The 15,659-nt window shown below is 41.5% G+C and carries 19 protein-coding genes; 9 read left to right on the top strand and 10 right to left on the bottom strand.

The features are described 5' to 3' along the window. The first annotated feature begins 30 nt into the window (after positions 1 to 30). Genes hemF through Q0K96_RS07055 form a run of 4 tightly spaced genes read left to right on the top strand, consistent with a single transcriptional unit; the run spans position 31 to position 2,764 of the window. Positions 31 to 948 carry an oxygen-dependent coproporphyrinogen oxidase gene (hemF, locus tag Q0K96_RS07070; protein WP_297333303.1) on the top strand — a complete coding sequence of 306 codons (918 nt, stop codon included), beginning with the start codon at positions 31 to 33 and terminating at the stop codon, positions 946 to 948. Positions 949 to 969: 21 nt separating this feature from the next. After that, the gene (locus tag Q0K96_RS07065) at positions 970 to 1,335 is read left to right on the top strand and encodes a four helix bundle protein (RefSeq protein WP_297333302.1); all 366 of its coding nucleotides are present in this window, start codon (positions 970 to 972) and stop codon (positions 1,333 to 1,335) included. 24 nt (positions 1,336 to 1,359) lie between these two features. Further along, positions 1,360 to 2,355, top strand: coding sequence for a porphobilinogen synthase (gene hemB, locus Q0K96_RS07060; protein ID WP_297333301.1), 996 nt, complete (start codon positions 1,360 to 1,362; stop codon positions 2,353 to 2,355). Between the two features lie 10 nt (positions 2,356 to 2,365). After that, complete coding sequence (locus tag Q0K96_RS07055) at positions 2,366 to 2,764, top strand: c-type cytochrome (RefSeq protein WP_297333300.1); 399 nt, start codon at positions 2,366 to 2,368, stop codon at positions 2,762 to 2,764. A gap of 64 nt (positions 2,765 to 2,828) precedes the next feature. Here Q0K96_RS07055 and Q0K96_RS07050 read toward each other — a convergent pair whose 3' ends face one another. Further along, positions 2,829 to 3,509: a response regulator transcription factor gene (locus Q0K96_RS07050; protein ID WP_297333299.1), complete on the bottom strand. Its 681-nt coding sequence runs from the start codon at positions 3,507 to 3,509 to the stop codon at positions 2,829 to 2,831. Beyond that, the gene (locus tag Q0K96_RS07045; protein WP_297333298.1) at positions 3,506 to 4,783 is read right to left on the bottom strand and encodes a HAMP domain-containing sensor histidine kinase; all 1,278 of its coding nucleotides are present in this window, start codon (positions 4,781 to 4,783) and stop codon (positions 3,506 to 3,508) included. Before Q0K96_RS07045 ends, Q0K96_RS07050 begins: the two co-directional genes overlap by 4 nt. Positions 4,784 to 4,970: 187 nt before the next feature. On the opposite strand from Q0K96_RS07045, the gene Q0K96_RS07040 reads away from it, so the two are divergent. The 4 genes from Q0K96_RS07040 (at position 4,971) to Q0K96_RS07025 (ending at position 8,013) form a co-directional block, all read left to right on the top strand. Further along, positions 4,971 to 5,465: a DUF1573 domain-containing protein gene (locus Q0K96_RS07040; protein ID WP_223053711.1), complete on the top strand. Its 495-nt coding sequence runs from the start codon at positions 4,971 to 4,973 to the stop codon at positions 5,463 to 5,465. 81 nt (positions 5,466 to 5,546) lie between these two features. Next, the gene (locus tag Q0K96_RS07035; RefSeq protein ID WP_297333297.1) at positions 5,547 to 6,026 is read left to right on the top strand and encodes a methylated-DNA--[protein]-cysteine S-methyltransferase; all 480 of its coding nucleotides are present in this window, start codon (positions 5,547 to 5,549) and stop codon (positions 6,024 to 6,026) included. Positions 6,027 to 6,082: 56 nt separating this feature from the next. Then, a complete protein-coding gene (locus Q0K96_RS07030; RefSeq protein WP_297333296.1) occupies positions 6,083 to 7,297 on the top strand; it encodes a serine hydrolase in 1,215 nt (404 codons plus the stop codon). 2 nt (positions 7,298 to 7,299) lie between these two features. Then, positions 7,300 to 8,013: a 3'-5' exonuclease gene (locus Q0K96_RS07025; protein WP_297333295.1), complete on the top strand. Its 714-nt coding sequence runs from the start codon at positions 7,300 to 7,302 to the stop codon at positions 8,011 to 8,013. Between the two features lie 59 nt (positions 8,014 to 8,072). On the opposite strand, the gene Q0K96_RS07020 is transcribed toward Q0K96_RS07025, so the two are convergent. Continuing rightward, entirely contained in the window at positions 8,073 to 8,792 is a 720-nt protein-coding gene (locus Q0K96_RS07020) for a sterol desaturase family protein (RefSeq protein WP_297333294.1), read from the bottom strand. Between the two features lie 73 nt (positions 8,793 to 8,865). Then, entirely contained in the window at positions 8,866 to 9,333 is a 468-nt protein-coding gene (gene yiaA / locus Q0K96_RS07015; RefSeq protein ID WP_297333293.1) for an inner membrane protein YiaA, read from the bottom strand. Between the two features lie 128 nt (positions 9,334 to 9,461). On the opposite strand from yiaA, the gene Q0K96_RS07010 reads away from it, so the two are divergent. Continuing rightward, positions 9,462 to 10,949: a hypothetical protein gene (locus Q0K96_RS07010; protein ID WP_297333292.1), complete on the top strand. Its 1,488-nt coding sequence runs from the start codon at positions 9,462 to 9,464 to the stop codon at positions 10,947 to 10,949. Here the strand turns inward: Q0K96_RS07010 and Q0K96_RS07005 are convergent. The 6 genes from Q0K96_RS07005 to Q0K96_RS06980 all read right to left on the bottom strand — a co-directional run bounded on the left by Q0K96_RS07005 (position 10,946) and on the right by Q0K96_RS06980 (position 15,570). Beyond that, entirely contained in the window at positions 10,946 to 11,599 is a 654-nt protein-coding gene (locus Q0K96_RS07005; protein ID WP_297333291.1) for an HD domain-containing protein, read from the bottom strand. The two genes, Q0K96_RS07010 and Q0K96_RS07005, sit on opposite strands and share 4 nt — an antisense overlap. Continuing rightward, positions 11,574 to 12,011 carry a hypothetical protein gene (locus Q0K96_RS07000; protein ID WP_297333290.1) on the bottom strand — a complete coding sequence of 146 codons (438 nt, stop codon included), beginning with the start codon at positions 12,009 to 12,011 and terminating at the stop codon, positions 11,574 to 11,576. Before Q0K96_RS07000 ends, Q0K96_RS07005 begins: the two co-directional genes overlap by 26 nt. A gap of 75 nt (positions 12,012 to 12,086) precedes the next feature. After that, positions 12,087 to 13,082, bottom strand: coding sequence for an acyl-ACP desaturase (locus Q0K96_RS06995; RefSeq protein WP_297333289.1), 996 nt, complete (start codon positions 13,080 to 13,082; stop codon positions 12,087 to 12,089). Positions 13,083 to 13,084: 2 nt separating this feature from the next. Beyond that, positions 13,085 to 13,822: a lysophospholipid acyltransferase family protein gene (locus Q0K96_RS06990; protein WP_297333288.1), complete on the bottom strand. Its 738-nt coding sequence runs from the start codon at positions 13,820 to 13,822 to the stop codon at positions 13,085 to 13,087. Between the two features lie 128 nt (positions 13,823 to 13,950). Then, positions 13,951 to 14,361: a BrxA/BrxB family bacilliredoxin gene (locus Q0K96_RS06985; protein ID WP_223054650.1), complete on the bottom strand. Its 411-nt coding sequence runs from the start codon at positions 14,359 to 14,361 to the stop codon at positions 13,951 to 13,953. A 66-nt stretch (positions 14,362 to 14,427) separates the two neighbouring features. Further along, positions 14,428 to 15,570 carry a lycopene cyclase family protein gene (locus tag Q0K96_RS06980; RefSeq protein ID WP_297333287.1) on the bottom strand — a complete coding sequence of 381 codons (1,143 nt, stop codon included), beginning with the start codon at positions 15,568 to 15,570 and terminating at the stop codon, positions 14,428 to 14,430. Positions 15,571 to 15,659 lie beyond the last annotated feature (89 nt).

Raw genomic sequence — 15,659 nt, 5'->3', positions numbered from 1 at the left:
CGGTTAACGTTTTACAGTTGACAGTCAGCAATGAAGGATAAATTTTACGCATACATACAGCAATTACAGGATTCTATAACAGCCCGGCTTGAAGCAGTTGACGGCAAGGCAAAATTCCGCGAAGACCTTTGGGAGCGCCCTGAAGGTGGCGGTGGCCGTACCCGTGTTATAGAGGATGGTAATGTTTTTGAAAAAGGCGGGGTAAATATTTCGGCGGTACACGGGCCGTTGCCTAAAGCCATGCAGGCTTATTTTAATGTAGGCGATGTCGATTTTTTTGCGTGTGGGCTTAGTTTGGTAATTCATCCTAAAAACCCATTTGTGCCTACAGTACATGCCAACTGGCGCTATTTTGAAATGTATGATAAAGAGGGTAATGTGGTTGACAGCTGGTTTGGCGGCGGCCAGGATTTAACGCCGTACTACCTGTTTGATGAGGATGCGGTGCATTTTCACCAAACCTGTAAAACGGCCTGCGATAAGCACAACCCTGAATTTTACCCGAAATATAAAAAACAGTGCGATGAATACTTCCGCAACACCCACCGCGATGAAGCAAGGGGTATTGGCGGCCTGTTCTTTGACCATTGTAAAGCTTCAGACAGTTTCAGTATGGAGCAGTGGTACAACTTTGTAACAGAGGTCGGTAACAGCTTTCTTGAAGCGTATGTGCCGATAGTGGAGAAAAGAAAAAATATTGAGTATACCGAAGCTAACCGTAACTGGCAGGAAATACGCCGTGGCAGGTATGTAGAGTTTAACCTGGTGCACGATAAAGGCACGCTGTTCGGTTTAAAAACCAACGGGCGTATAGAGAGTATACTGATGAGCTTACCGCCACACGTGCAGTGGGTATATAACCACCACCCGGAGGCCGGCAGCGAGGAAGAGAGGCTATTGAAGGTTTTGAAGAAGCCGGGGGAATGGATCCCCACAGTTTACAGTTAACGGTACACAGTTTACAGCAAGATGGTTGATTACAGAAATTATATTGTTTGGCAAAAGTCGCACCAGTTTGTATTAGATGTATATAAGCTTACCGCTTCCTTTCCGAAATCAGAACAATTCAACCTGATATCGCAGATAAACAGGGCAAGTCTATCTATACCGACTAATATAGCTGAAGGTTGTGGCAGGGAATCGCAAAAGGAACTCATAAGGTTTCTTTATATTTCATCCGGTTCTGCCCACGAAACGGAATATCTTTTACTTGTGTCTAAAGATTTAGGTTTTATAGAAAAAGACCTATACAATAAATTGAATTCAGAAGTTAATGAGATTAAAAAGATGCTTGCATCATTAATAAGAAAGATAGCAGAAACGGTTAACCGTTAACTGTCAACTTAAAACTTAAAGAAAATGTTCCCTATACAAAGAAACAGAAGACTAAGAACCAATGACAGCATTCGTGCTTTGGTTCGCGAAACAACCATAAGTACTGACGATTTTATGTTCCCTATGTTTATTGCAGAGGGGAAAGATGTAAAGGTTGAAATACCAAGTATGCCGGGCATATTCCGCCGTTCGCTTGACCTTACCGTAGAGGAGGTTAAGGAGCTTTGGAATTTGGGCATTAAGGCTGTAAACATTTATGTAAAAGTCAGCGACGACCTTAAAGACAATACAGGGAAAGAGGCATGGAACCCTGACGGGCTGATGCAGCAATCTATTAAAGCCATAAAAGATGCCGTACCCGGCATGATAGTAATGCCCGATGTTGCACTTGACCCTTACAGCATATACGGGCACGACGGCATTATAGAAAACGGTTATGTGGTTAACGATGCTACTGTAGATGCCCTTACCCGCATGAGCGTGAGCCATGCCGATGCAGGCGCCGACTTTGTAGCACCCAGCGATATGATGGACGGGCGTGTGTATGCCATCCGCAAGGCGCTTGAGGAAACAGGCCATCACAATGTGGGTATTATGAGCTATAGTGCCAAGTATGCATCGTCATTTTACGGGCCGTTCCGCGATGCGCTGGACAGTGCCCCGAAAGAATCAGGAGTGCCGGTGCCAAAGGATAAAAAAACCTACCAGATGGACTATGCCAACCGCACAGAGGCTGTAAAAGAAGCGCTACAGGATGTAGAAGAGGGTGCCGATATGGTAATGGTAAAACCGGGGCTGGCCTATCTTGATATAGTACGTGAAGTTAAGAATGCAGTAAATGTACCGGTTAGTGTTTTCCACGTTTCTGGCGAATATGCCATGGTAAAAGCCGCCGCTGAAAAGGGCTGGCTGGATCATGACAAGATTATGCTGGAGCAGTTGCACTGTATTAAGCGTGCCGGAGCCGACCTTATTTCTACTTATTTTGCTAAAGAAGCTGCACTACTTTTAAATAAATAATCGGGAGCAAATGAAAAAGTTACTTGTTATAATCGCGGTTTTTGCGTTCTTGTCATGTAAAGATGATAAGCAAAAAGAAGATTTCTCTACTGGGGAAGCCGAAGTATCGGAGGGTGCTGCTGCTAACATGACTGCCTCGCAAAAGCTGGGGCTGGAAATATTTAACGGTAAGGGTAACTGCTATACCTGCCACAAGCCGGAGCAAAAGGCAATAGGCCCTTCGTTACAGGTAATCGCAAAGGCATATAAAGCAAAAGGCGGCGACATGGCTGCATTTTTAAGGGAAAAAGCTGAGCCTATAGTTGACCCCTCTCAATATGCTACCATGAAAACCAATTTTTATATAACCAAGCATTTTACCGATGAGGAAATGCAGGCAGTGGTAGACTATGTAATGAGTTTTCAGTAGTCAGCTATCAGCAATTAGCTCTTAGCTACCAACTGAAAAGTTCCCTCCTCTTGGGATTAGGGCTTTATGGGGCAACAAGCTTGAAGCCTACGCGCGGTATGTTTTCTATTCGGATGCGGTTATCATCTTTAAATATCTTTCGCAGGCGCGATATAAACACATCCATGCTACGGCCCATAAAGTAATCGTCTGTCCCCCAGATAGAGGTAAGTATCTTTTCGCGCTTTAATATGGTGTTTTTGTTCTCTATAAAAAGCTGCAAGAGTGCCGCTTCACGCTCGGTAAGCTGTGTTTCTTCGCCATTTTTAGAAATGGTATAGTTTACGGCATCAAACGTAAAGTCGCACAATGTAAAAATGCTGTTTTTCTGCGGGGTTTGCTTTTGGCTGCGTTGCAGGAATACCTCAATTTTTAGGATAAGCTCTTCCATGCTGTAGGGCTTAACCAGGTAATCATCGGCGCCCAGGCGAAGGCCTTTAATACGGTCTTCTTTAAGCGTTTTTGCCGAAAGGAAAATTATCGGCACCTCCACATCACGCTTGCGAATGGCGGCAGCCAGCTCAAAACCATCCATCTGCGGCAGCATAACATCAAGTATGCACAGGTCAAAATCATCCTGCTTAAAAGCGTCAAACGCTGCTTTGCCATTATCAAAATGCACTACATCATAATGCTGCTCAAGGTTATCGGCAGTTAAAAATGCAAGTGTGTTATCATCTTCGGCATACAGTATTTTCTTTTTCATGCTAAACTGCTTTTAGGTATGGTAATGCTTATCGTTATACCTGCATCGGGGTTGTTCTTAATGCTTATTTTCCACCCGTGCAGCTCGCATATCTTTTTTACATAGAATAGCCCTATCCCAAAACCTTCCACTTCTTTTTTATTTTCGCGCGGCACACGGTAAAACCGGTCAAACACATAATCGATATGGGCAGGGGGTATACCGGGACCGTTATCGGTGAAAAGCACTTCCAGCCCTTTTTCTTTTTTAATAACCGCTATGGCCACCTGTGGGGAATTGCTGCCATATTTCACGGCATTTTCTACAATGTTATAGGTGATATTATACAGATGGAAAGCATCTGCAAGAATAGGAATGTTGTTGTCGGGAGTGTTCAGGCTTATTGCAGCATGCGGATATTTCATTGCTGCATTTTCTTTTACCAGCTCCAGCGTTTCTGTTAGGTTAATTTCTTGCTTATCAAGCTGCATTAGGCGGGTATCGGCTTTAGCCACGTTCAGTATGCGCTCTATGTGCTGGTTCAGCTTATTGCTTTGCTCAATAATAATTTTCAGGTATTTGTTCAGCTTTGGGTTGTTCTCTATCTCTTCCTGCTTAACCGCATAGTTAGAAGCTATCAGTATAGACGACAAAGGCGTTTTAAACTCATGCGTCATGTTATTGATAAAATCCTTTTGCAGTTCGCTGTATTTTTTCTGTTTCAGCAGCATAAAAACAGAATAAACATAAATTACCAGTACGAGGAACAAAACCCCGGTATATATCCAGTATTGCTGTAAAGATGCTATATAGTTATACCGCAGTTGCGGAAACCTTACTGCAAAATAATAAATAAGCCCTTCTTTTTTGGTAAAGCATTTTTCGCAGCGGGCATTCTCATCTTTACTTTCACCTCCGGCATTTATGTAATTACCATATACCATCTCATCACTGGCACAGTCATAAATGGCATATTCATAATCAAGCTCAAGCTTTACCTTTTCAAACTCGCTTTTCAGGTAGTACTCCAGGATATCAGCTTCAAAAACATCATCCACATTGACTACATAATAATCGTCCGAAACCTTTTTTATGGGGCTGGTAGCAGGCAGTTCGCTTTTATTATCACTGTAAATTTTATCTACCACATCCTGCAATGCAAAGTGGATTTTCTCGGCAAACTCTTTGCGCTCAAACATAAAAGCTTCCTTTAGCATAACGAGTTGCATGGTTAAAACCCCTGTTATGGCTATAAGGCCTATAAAAACAATTATGTTAAGTTTACTGACTTTCATTTGCTTTGGAACGCTCTTTGCACAATATATTGCCCGATATTACTATAAAAAAGGATGTGCAGCAAGCCATTAACATGTCATTAACAAGACTTTGAAGCCGGTTAACATATTTCTTTACAATAGTAAATATATTTGTAATGCTAAAACAACAAATTTGATATTAACCCTATAATTAATTTTAAAAATTATGAAATCATTAAAACTTAGTTTATTTGCTGCCGCAGGTGCATTTATGCTTACTGTAGCTGCCCAGGCACAAAGTGTTGCCAAACCAACAATTAAAACCGGTACATCGGTTGCAGCAGCTGCTTCTACCGAAGAAAAGAACACTCAGCCAAGCAAGATTAGCTGGAAAGAAGACTCTTATAACTTTGGAGATATAGAGAAAGGAAAGCCTGTTTCTCATGAGTTTACTTTTAAAAACACTACAGACCAGACAATCCTGATCACAAATGTAAAGGCATCTTGCGGATGTACGGCTACCAACTATACTAAAACACCTATCAAGCCGGGTGAAACAGGTAATGTAACTGCAACTTACAATGCACATAGCGTTGGAAGCTTTAACAAAACTGTTACGGTAACCACAAGTGATAGTGATGTAAAAAAAGTGCTTATTATTAAAGGTAAAGTACTTACTCCTGAAAATGAAGAGGCACCTGCAACAGGAACAAAATCATAAGTTATAACATTGTGATATATAAGCATACCACCCCTTGCGGGTGGTTTTTTTATTTATTAAAGAGTTATTACTTTTACCCTTATGGAAACAGCCTATATAAATACTCCTTTGGGAACCACCGCCATAGAAGGCGATGCAGCAGGCATTGCCAGAATAACGGTGCTCAATGACAAAGCTGAATCTACAAAGGCAGATATGGTTCCGGAAGCACTACATGACGCGGTAAACCAGCTTATCGAATATTTTAATGGTAACCGCACTGCATTTACATTTAAGCTCAACCCACTGGGAACTGATTTCCAGAAAAAAGTATGGCAGGCATTGTTAGAGATACCCTTTGGCAAAACAACCTCCTACCAGGAACTTGCCGTAAAGCTGGGAGATGTAAAAGCCATACGTGCCGTAGCCGCTGCCAACGGTAAAAACCCGCTTTGGATTGTGGTGCCTTGTCACAGGGTAATAGGTTCTGACGGTTCACTAACCGGATATGCAGGAGGGCTATGGCGTAAAAAATGGCTGCTGGAGCATGAATGCCCACCCGTACAGCAAAGCTTATTTTAATCGCGTTTGCATTACATTTTTAATTAAATTCGTTGCATAACCATTATGCAGTAGTTATGCGTTTCATTAAAAATTTCCTTTTCTGGCTGATTGTTGTTTTTGGCTTCATCATTATACTCATGTATATTTTTGATGTAGATTACCTGCTGCGTGCTGTCCGCACGATTTATTTCCGTGGTGAAACCACCGCTTTTTTAGATGATTACCGTGAGTTTCCTAACAGGACAATAGAAAAAGGCACAGTGCAGCCCTGGGCATTGCATAAAGACTACAATAAAGTAAAGCCTACCCAAAGACTTACCGAAGCACATAAAGACCTTGAAACCGTTGCCTACCTTATTATAAAGAACGACAGTATTTGGCACGAAAGCTATTATGACGGTTACGGCAAAGACAGCCGCTCCAATTCATTCTCTATGGCAAAAAGTATTGTCTCGGCAGCCTTGTTTAAAGCCATTGAAGAGGGAAAGATTAAAAGCCTTGACCAAAAGGTAAGTGATTTTTACTCAAAGTTCGGCACAGGCATGGGTGCTGATATGACAGTAGGCGACCTTTCATCTATGGCATCAGGGCTTAGTTGGGATGAGCGTTACTACAGCCCTTTTTCTATCGTTACACGCGCTTATTTTGATGATAACCTTGAAGATGTAATATTAGGCCTTGATGTTACCGAGCAACCCGGCAAAGAGTTTAAATATCTTAGTGGCGCAACAGAGCTTTTAGGTATGGTAATAACAAAAGCTACCGGGCAAACGCTTTCAGAATATGTTTCAGATAAATTCTGGAAACCTATGGGTGCAGCCAATGATGCCTTATGGCAGGTAGATAACCCCGATGGCATAGAAAAAGCATACTGCTGTATTGCAAGCAATGCCCGCGATTTTTCGCGCTTTGGCAGGCTGTTCCTGCACAACGGCAATTGGAACGGTAGGCAGATTTTATCTGAAGAATCAGTACAAAAAATGGTAACACCCCGTTTTGGTGAGTCACCGCAATATGGCTATGGGTGGTGGATACACAATTACCTCGGAAAAAAAATGTACTATATGCGCGGGCACTTAGGGCAGTTTGTTATTGTAATTCCGCAGGATAATATTATAATTACCCGCCTGGGTCATTTAAAAGGGCTACAAACCGATACCGACCCGCACAGTAACGACTTCTATGTGTATGTGGATGAAGCCTATAAAATGATGGGTATGATGCAGCCAAATGAGGGTGCAGGCAACAGCAAAGCCCTTACCGAAGCAGATGTTTTACTACAAGAATAAGCATGATTGAAAAAGTAAACCTTGAAAATATACTTTTCCTGGATATAGAAACCGTTCCCGAACAGCCCCATTTCGGACATCTGGATGAGGAAACGCAGCTTTTATATGACCTTAAAACCCAATACCAGCGCAAAGACGGCCAGTCGCCCGAAGAATTTTACGAACGTGCGGGTATCTGGGCAGAGTTTGGTAAAATAATATGTCTTTCAGCCGGATTTTTCACCTTTAGGGGAGATATACGCCACTTTCGAGTTACCTCTTTCTGCGGAGAAGAAAAACAGATACTGAAGGATTTCAGCAACCTGCTTATCAATCATTTTAACGGGCCGCAGCACATATTGTGCGGACATAATGCCAAAGAGTTTGATTTTCCCTTTATAGCCCGCCGCATGATTATCAATGGGATGCCGTTGCCGCCCAAGCTTAACCTTTTCGGCAAAAAGCCGTGGGAGGTGCCCCACCTCGATACTATGGAATTATGGAAATTCGGCGATTATAAAAGTTTTACATCGCTAAAGCTGCTGTGCAAGATATTGGGAATACCATCTTCTAAAGGTGATATAGACGGCAGCCAGGTTAGCCACGTGTTTTATAATGAAAAAGACATAGATCGTATTGTAACCTATTGCGAAAAAGATGTGGTAGCCGTTGCACAGGTGTTATTGCGCATGCGCCGTGAAGATTTATTAATAGAAGATGAGATAATTCATGTATAAAATGAGGCTGTCTCATAAGTGTCATTCTGAAGGGAATGCACTTTTAAGACAGCTTCTTTCTATTCTTTGTGTACATCTTTAAACTTAATCATATCAAAAAGCCGCTGTTCTTTTTCGTTATCAAAGCCGCATGAGGTTTTAAACTCCTTTGGGTTTTCATAAGTACCAAACAGCATATCCCACCAAACAATATCACCATAATTATTATTATGCTTGTTATATTCATGATGAATGCGGTGCATTTCGGGGCGTTGAAAAATGTAACCAATCCAGCGCGGGGTTTTAATATTGGTATGATAAAAAAATTCTCCAAGTGCGGTGCAAACGGTATAGATACCCGCCGCTTCAAGGCTTAATCCTAATAGCGTGTACACCAGCAGGCTACCTATAATGGAGTTCACAATCATTTCTAACGGATGTTTGTAAAATGATGTAATTACTTCTATCCTTTGCGGGCTGTGGTGTATCTGGTGGAAATGTGTCCATAAGAAATCAATCCTATGGCGCCACCTGTGCCACCAGTAAAATATAAATGTTGCAATAAAGTAGGCAATCAGCCCGCCTGTAACCGGAGAAACATGATCAGACAAACGGAAAAGTGATATGGCAGAAAGCCACTTTTCCCAGGTTATACCCGCTAAAAGCACTACGCCAAGCTGAATAAAATTAACACCCAGTACCCTGATTGTCCAGGTTGGGACTTCCGGCAGCTTCCAGCCGAGGTTTAAACGCTCGATAAGAAAGCATACTGCGAAAGAGATAAATATAATGGTTAGCATAAATGATATTTTTTAGTTAAAAATAGCCCCGCAGCCTGTAGTTGGCACATAGCTACGGGGCATCCGCTAAACGTTATAGTTCGTCAAAATGTTTAATGTCGCGGGTATTTTTTTGTACGGCTATAGCAGCAAAAAGGCTAAGTGCGAAAGACATGCCGTAAAATCCTTTTTCGCTCAGGTACAGGTCGGCTTTCCAAAGCCCTATTACCAGCAGCAGTAAAGATGCTATTGTGGTAAACCAGCTTATGCCATAATACATATCGGTAACAGGCAGCCCTTCCTGCCTGTCGCGCACGCTTTTCTGAACTGATATTACCGAGAACAAACCAAAGAGTAATATGGTAAAGTAATATCCTTTCTCATTCAGTTCCATGTCGGCATTAATCAGGCCAATGCAAAACGATACCATTCCGGTCAATAACGCTACCCATGAGGCGCCTACAAAGGCAGGGCTCGGTTTTAAAAGTGAAACACTCTTGCTATGCTGCTTTTTAGCAGCTTTAAAATTCTCATTTACTTCATTAGATGTTAGCGGACCCATAATTTCTTTGTTTTAAGATTATGAGGCAAATCTCCGTTTAATCTGCAACCTGCTAAAGTTAATTTCATTTATAAACTGACGATATACTTTTAATTATATATATTTATGGTATCTTAAAAATCTGCTTTATGAATGCTATTAATGAGATAGTTTCAATTATGTCTAATGAAGATAAAAAAGCTTTCAAAAGCTTTATGTCTAAACGGAACAAAAGGCATAATGTAAAAAACATCCGCTTTTTTAACTTGCTTAAAACTGACGATATAAATATTTTAAAAAATGAATTTATATCAGGAAAAAATGCAGATGCTTATCATGCTTTGCGTAAAAGGGTATATGATTGCATGGTAGAATTTATGGGAAACCGCGCATTTGAAGTAGATACTTCCGCCGAACATGAAGTGTTGAAACTGCTGGTAGTAAGCCGCGTTTTCTTAGAACATAAATTGTACAAAACTGCATTTAAATGCCTTGTTAAAGCCGAAAATAAAGCGCTACCATTAGAGCAATTCAGTTTATTGAATGAAATATATCTAACGCAGATACAATTTGCCCACTTATCAGGAAGCCCTCAACTCGATGAAACAATAGCAAAGTTTAAAACTAACAGCGAAAAACTGTATCATGAACAGCAGTTAAACATTGGTTATGCTTTGTTGCGCCGCGAACTTGCCGACATTTATCATAAGGGCAAGATAACCGACTTCCGTGCACTTGTGCGTAATACTATTGAGACACTGGGGGTGTCGCTGGAAGAAATACTATCATACAAATCACTGTACCAGATATTGTATATCGCCAACGAATTTTCCTCTATAAACAGCGATTTTAGTATTATTGAACCTTTTATAGAGCGCAGCCTGAAGTTTATTGATGAAAAAGAGGGAAGCCGCCATTTATATTATCACATATATGTACTTTATTTTATTGCCAATGGCTATTTACGCAACAGGCAGTTTAACAAGTCGCTGTATTACCTGGAGCAGATGGGTGAGCAAATGGAGCTAAAACAGAAAAAATACTTTAATCGCTTTTTCCTGCGTCATCAATTACTGAAAGCACTTGCATTAAATTATTCCGGCAGGGCAGAAGAGGCAGTAGCCACTGCACAAAAAGCCCTGTTGAAACAAAAAAATGGCGACCCTACAGATATAAATGATCTCTGGCTGTGCCTTGCTGTAATACATCTGCAAAATGCTGACAGGGAAGCTATAAAATATATATTGCGCTTTACCCACTCTGACAGTTGGTATGAAAAGCGTATGGGCATGGACTGGGCAATAAAAAAAGTATTAGTAGAGATATTGCTTCATGCAGAATTTGATAAAGAGGAACTTGCCCTATCGCGTATTAAAAGCTTTAAGAAACGCTATAAAAAGTATCTTATGCAGGTTAATGAAGATAGGGTGTTAACCTATGCTCAGCTTTTAGAACAGTTACTTTTAAAACCAGAAAGCATACACGATAAAAAATATTTAGAGCGTATAGAAGCATTTAGCACAATGGCAAAAAAAGGCGATATTTTTGTTGTAAGCTTTGTAGGCTGGCTTACAGCTAAGGTCAACAGAAAACCTGTTTATGATACCATCATAGAAATGGTAAACAATAAGCATTAACGCTCACCTTCCCATTCGGCATAAAACTGAGACAGGAAACCTTCCATGTACCTGTGGCGCGCTTCTGCCATTTCCTTACCGGTTCTGGTGTTCATGCGGTCTTTAAGCAACAGCAGCTTTTCATAAAAATGGTTAAGGGTAGGAGCGTTATTATTTTTATACTCCTCTTTTGTCATGTTTAGTTGCGGTGCTATTTCCGGATTATAGAGCGTACGGTTTTTAAATCCGCCATAGTTAAAAGTACGCGCTATACCTATAGCGCCCAGTGCATCAAGCCTGTCGGCATCCTGAACAATTTGCAATTCAGCCGAATTAAAAGCGCGCTCAAAGTTGCCGCCCTTAAAAGAAATGTTCTTTATTATGTTTTCAACATGGCTGATAACACCTTCGGGCGCACCTTCACTTTCCAAGAACTGCCTTGCTAACGCGGGGCCTACGGTTTCATCACCATCGTGAAATTTGCTGTCGGCTATATCATGCAATAATGCACCAAGCTGCACTGTGAGTAAATCACATTCTTCAGATTCTGCTATTTTCAGCGCATTATTATATACCCGCTGGATGTGGAACCAGTCGTGGCCGCCTTCGGCATTTTTTAATTGTTCTTTTACGAAAAGTATTGTTTTATGTATCAGTGCGGGGTTGCTCATTGCGGTTTATTTGGGACTGAATAGTATCGGTTTTTATTCTGAAATAAAAGATGGAAAATAATGCTGTTATGCAATATACTACAGGCCACCACAGGTTATTGCGCAGGCTGAATACAAAAGTATAATCTGCAATAACAAAGGTTATGTATATTGCGGCTATGGCATAAAGGCTTATAAGTGTTTTCAGCTTTAATGCAGTAGTATTCTTTTTTTGAAGATAGGCTTTCAGTATAAAAATTAAAGCCATTGCAGGGACAGATAGGGTAAGCCCTGTTAGTACCATCAGGGAAAGCAAAAGTATAGCTGTGCCACTGTTTATCCATTCTTTATTACCGCTTACAGCAAGAAGGCAGCACACCAAAAAAGGTGATACTAACAATGTTGTGAGCCATAATTTTAAAAGATACTTCATTTGCGGCCTGTTGGTATAACAAATATACTCAGATTAAGCCAAATTAAAAGCCGCAACATGTGCGGCTTTTCAGTATTATTTTATCAGGGCTGGCTGTACCCATTTAAACACGTGTGGTTCTTCGGGTATTACTATCCTTTCGCTTATCCTTGCCATCCTGTCCGGGAGCTTCATCAGGAAGTCCCTTGCTTTTTCGGCTTCGGCTGTAAGCCCTGTTATCTTATCTATCTGCCATTTTTCAATCAGCTTGCGCAGTATATCAACATAGTCATGTGCTGTGTAAACACCTATGCGCTGTGCCGAATCAGAGAACTGCTCAAATGCGCTGCTTATCTTTTCTCCTGATTCCCTTAAAAAGTGGGCGGGCATGGTTATCTTCAGCTTCATCATGTGCTGAAAGGCCAGCATCATTTCGCTTGGGTCAACTTTAAAAATGCGGTCAACAAATTCGCTGTAAGCCAGGTGGTGGCGCATCTCATCGCCCGCAATAAGCCTGCACATTTTAGACAGCTTATTGTCACCGAATTTCTTGGCTATCTGCGATACACGGTTATGCGATACATAGGTAGCAAGCTCCTGAAAACTGGTATAAACAAAGTTTTTATACGGGTCGCGGTCGGTACCAATATCAAAACCGTCGTTTATAAGGTGGTGTGTTGTCATTTCCACTTCGCGCATGTTAACGCGCCCGCTAAGGTAAAGGTATTTGTTAAGCGTATCGCCGTGGCGGTTCTCTTCGCCGGTCCAGTGGCGCACCCACTTGCTCCAGCCGTTACCGCCGTTTTCTACCTGGTTAATGCCTTCTACATCCATTAGCCAAGATTCATAGGTTGGCAGGGCTTCCTCAGTAATGGTATCGCCCACCAGCACTACCCAAAAATCATAGGGCAGGTCTTTGGCAATTTCCCTGAGTTCTTTTAGGTCTTCAGGAAAATTTTCATTCCGGCTGTCCGGCAATAAATCGCTCGGCTGCCATATTTTTTCTACCGGTACAAGATAATTGTCGACAAAAGTATCGATGTTCTTTTCAAGGAACTGCATTACTTCTATCCGGATGTTTTTTATTGACATAATTATTTAATTTTTACTCCTTGTGTTACTTCTCTCTCTGTACGTTCCATCAACTCAGCAAAAGGAATACTCTTTACGGCAAAAGGCTCGTGCACATTAAAGGTAATGTGGCTGCCAAGCCCCAACGGGTACTGCCCGAATTTGAACAGTTTCCAAGAGTTGTTTATGCTTACCGGTACAATGTAGGCAGACGGTGCATATTTGCAAAGTATTTTAAGGCCGTTTTCTGAAAACCGTTTCGGCACTCCTGTTTTGCTGCGGGTCCCTTCAGGGAATATTACTGCCGAGCGGTTGTGTTTTTCTATATACTCTGCAAGTTCTTTAATGGCAGGCAGCGCCTGTTTAGGGTCTTTCCTGTCTATAAGTGCCGAGCCGCCGTGCCTCAGGTTATACGATACACTTGGTATGCCTTTGCCCAATTCTTTTTTGCTGATGAACTTTGGGTGAAACTTCCTCATAAACCAGATTATTGGCGGGATATCATACATGCTCTGGTGGTTGGATACAATAATGAGCGGAACACCATGTGGTATTTTTTCAATACCCCGAAACTTATACGTAGTGCCCAGTAAATTGGTGCAGTGCATAAGGAACCAGTTAAGGATATCAACACTTTTTTTGTGAGCCTTATAACCAAAAACGTTAAGGCAAAACCACTGTACAGGATGAAAAATAACCAATATCAGCAGGAATACAATGTAAAATACCGCAGAAAGCGGGTATGAAAGCACCTTCTCCATTTAGCATTTAGAAATTCGCGTAAAAGTACTACCTTTTATTAACATACTAAAAATTTTTAATATGCCTGCATATATAAAAGCAACAACCACGCCAATTAGCGTGGTTGTAAATAATAATTGTCTGATTATTAGCAGAATTCGTTATAAGCGTCTTTTAAATTCTCTGCAATCATTTCGGCAGGGCGGCCTTCAATGTGATGGCGCTCCAGCATGTGCACCAGCTCGCCATCCTTAAACAGTGCCATAGCAGGCGATGACGGCGGGAACGGGAACATCAGTTCGCGGGCTGCATCTACAGCATCTTTATCTACCCCGGCAAATACCGTTATCAGGCTGCTTGGCGTTTTGCCATTGTCAAGGCTCATCCTTGCCCCGGGGCGGGCGTTACGCGCCGCACATCCGCACACAGAGTTTACCACTACCAGCGTAGTGCCTTGCTTAGAAATTGCATTTTTTACCGCGTCGGCTGTATATAATTCTTCAAAACCTGCTTCTGAAAGTTCAGCGCGCATTGGTTTTACCAGTTCTTCAGGATACATATCTTTTATAATTAAAGTTTTAGGCTGTAAAGTTACAAAGAAATACTGTTCTAAAAAATACTACAGTTAAAACAGGTTGCGCAAAAGCGCTTTTATAAAAGGCATTTTAGGGCAGGCCCATATTACCTTTAGCTCTTCGGCAAATGTTGTTTCTTCATCAAGGAATTTAAATATGAGCTGCGGGTGCACCTTGCGGAACATGGCACTAAAAATAGTACTGCCTTTTTCGTTTGTTTTATACAGCACATCCAACAGGAGCAAATCGTAAAACCAAAAACGGTTTTTGCTTCCCAGCTTCCTGAAATCATCATGCTTTTGCATAAAGCTGACAAGCTCCCTGCTTTTTTTTGTGGTATTTTTAAAAGTATATCCGGTGCTTGCCTTTGTCCACCCCCCTGCAGAACCTATATTTACTATATTTTTTGTGTTCTCTTCCCAAAATGGATAGCAGGTCATAGGTATGTTGCCTCTTTCTGTTTCCGTTATGGTATAATGGCTCACGCCCCTCTCAGCAAGATAATCTTTAATGGCATCTTCATATTCTGCTAACGGCAGCAGGTCTTTAGAGAATAGCGTATATTCAACGAGCGCTTCAGTTTCAGATAATGGCAGCACATACATAAAGCGGGTATTGCCGCGTTGCGGTATACTAAAATCCATAAAGGTAACGCAGCCGCTGTCAAAAACAGGCTTATCCGTTTTAACGAACCAGCCGATAAAATGCTGTTGCAGCAGCGGGTATTTGCTTTTTTTAGCCGCTTCTGGATTATAGATACTGTTGAAGAATTTAGCGCAGGTATAAGTATTTGTGGCTGTTGTAACCGTTACGGTACTGCCGTTATCCGTAAATGCTGTAACGGTATTACGAGTAAATGTTATGCCTGCATTTTGTCTGGCAAGCTTGTATATGCTGCTGTAAAAACCAGAGCTTCGCAGCATTTTGTAACGGTAAGGCTCAAGTTGCATCCTGCTGCTGAAGCCTGCATCTGCAAACAGGGCATGATCCCACTGCCTCTTGAGTAAGCCATCCCATTCGCCGCTGCCTTGCTCCCAAAAGCACCAAGTGCGGTCGTTACCTTTGTTGCTGTCAGGCTCTATAACTAAAATACTTTTGCCTGTAAAGCTGCCCGACTGCACCATGCGCTGCAGCGTCATTAAAGAAGCTAAGCCGCCACCTGCAAAAATAAAATCGAAGTGATTTTGTGCCATAAGCACCAAATTTAGTCAAAAAACCAAAGCAGAATATTTAGGCTTATCTAAAAATGTTTTTAAATAAATCAAATTATAGTTATATTTGT

The organism is Flavobacterium sp., from assembly GCF_024305175.1.
GTDB lineage: Bacteria > Bacteroidota > Bacteroidia > Flavobacteriales > Flavobacteriaceae > Flavobacterium.
The sequence above is the reverse complement of the archived record's forward strand: the minus strand, read 5'-3'. Positions and strand labels throughout refer to the sequence as shown.

Bases quoted from the DNA above. Each gene is read 5' to 3' on its own strand.
- hemF (WP_297333303.1), top strand. From the start codon at position 31: ATGAAGGATAAATTTTACGCATACATACAGCAATTACAGGATTCTATA.
- Q0K96_RS07065 (WP_297333302.1), top strand. From the start codon at position 970: ATGGTTGATTACAGAAATTATATTGTTTGGCAAAAGTCGCACCAGTTT.
- hemB (WP_297333301.1), top strand. From the start codon at position 1,360: ATGTTCCCTATACAAAGAAACAGAAGACTAAGAACCAATGACAGCATT.
- Q0K96_RS07055 (WP_297333300.1), top strand. From the start codon at position 2,366: ATGAAAAAGTTACTTGTTATAATCGCGGTTTTTGCGTTCTTGTCATGT.
- Q0K96_RS07050 (WP_297333299.1), bottom strand. From the start codon at position 3,509: ATGAAAAAGAAAATACTGTATGCCGAAGATGATAACACACTTGCATTT.
- Q0K96_RS07045 (WP_297333298.1), bottom strand. From the start codon at position 4,783: ATGAAAGTCAGTAAACTTAACATAATTGTTTTTATAGGCCTTATAGCC.
- Q0K96_RS07040 (WP_223053711.1), top strand. From the start codon at position 4,971: ATGAAATCATTAAAACTTAGTTTATTTGCTGCCGCAGGTGCATTTATG.
- Q0K96_RS07035 (WP_297333297.1), top strand. From the start codon at position 5,547: ATGGAAACAGCCTATATAAATACTCCTTTGGGAACCACCGCCATAGAA.
- Q0K96_RS07030 (WP_297333296.1), top strand. From the start codon at position 6,083: ATGCGTTTCATTAAAAATTTCCTTTTCTGGCTGATTGTTGTTTTTGGC.
- Q0K96_RS07025 (WP_297333295.1), top strand. From the start codon at position 7,300: ATGATTGAAAAAGTAAACCTTGAAAATATACTTTTCCTGGATATAGAA.
- Q0K96_RS07020 (WP_297333294.1), bottom strand. From the start codon at position 8,792: ATGCTAACCATTATATTTATCTCTTTCGCAGTATGCTTTCTTATCGAG.
- yiaA (WP_297333293.1), bottom strand. From the start codon at position 9,333: ATGGGTCCGCTAACATCTAATGAAGTAAATGAGAATTTTAAAGCTGCT.
- Q0K96_RS07010 (WP_297333292.1), top strand. From the start codon at position 9,462: ATGAATGCTATTAATGAGATAGTTTCAATTATGTCTAATGAAGATAAA.
- Q0K96_RS07005 (WP_297333291.1), bottom strand. From the start codon at position 11,599: ATGAGCAACCCCGCACTGATACATAAAACAATACTTTTCGTAAAAGAA.
- Q0K96_RS07000 (WP_297333290.1), bottom strand. From the start codon at position 12,011: ATGAAGTATCTTTTAAAATTATGGCTCACAACATTGTTAGTATCACCT.
- Q0K96_RS06995 (WP_297333289.1), bottom strand. From the start codon at position 13,082: ATGTCAATAAAAAACATCCGGATAGAAGTAATGCAGTTCCTTGAAAAG.
- Q0K96_RS06990 (WP_297333288.1), bottom strand. From the start codon at position 13,822: ATGGAGAAGGTGCTTTCATACCCGCTTTCTGCGGTATTTTACATTGTA.
- Q0K96_RS06985 (WP_223054650.1), bottom strand. From the start codon at position 14,361: ATGTATCCTGAAGAACTGGTAAAACCAATGCGCGCTGAACTTTCAGAA.
- Q0K96_RS06980 (WP_297333287.1), bottom strand. From the start codon at position 15,570: ATGGCACAAAATCACTTCGATTTTATTTTTGCAGGTGGCGGCTTAGCT.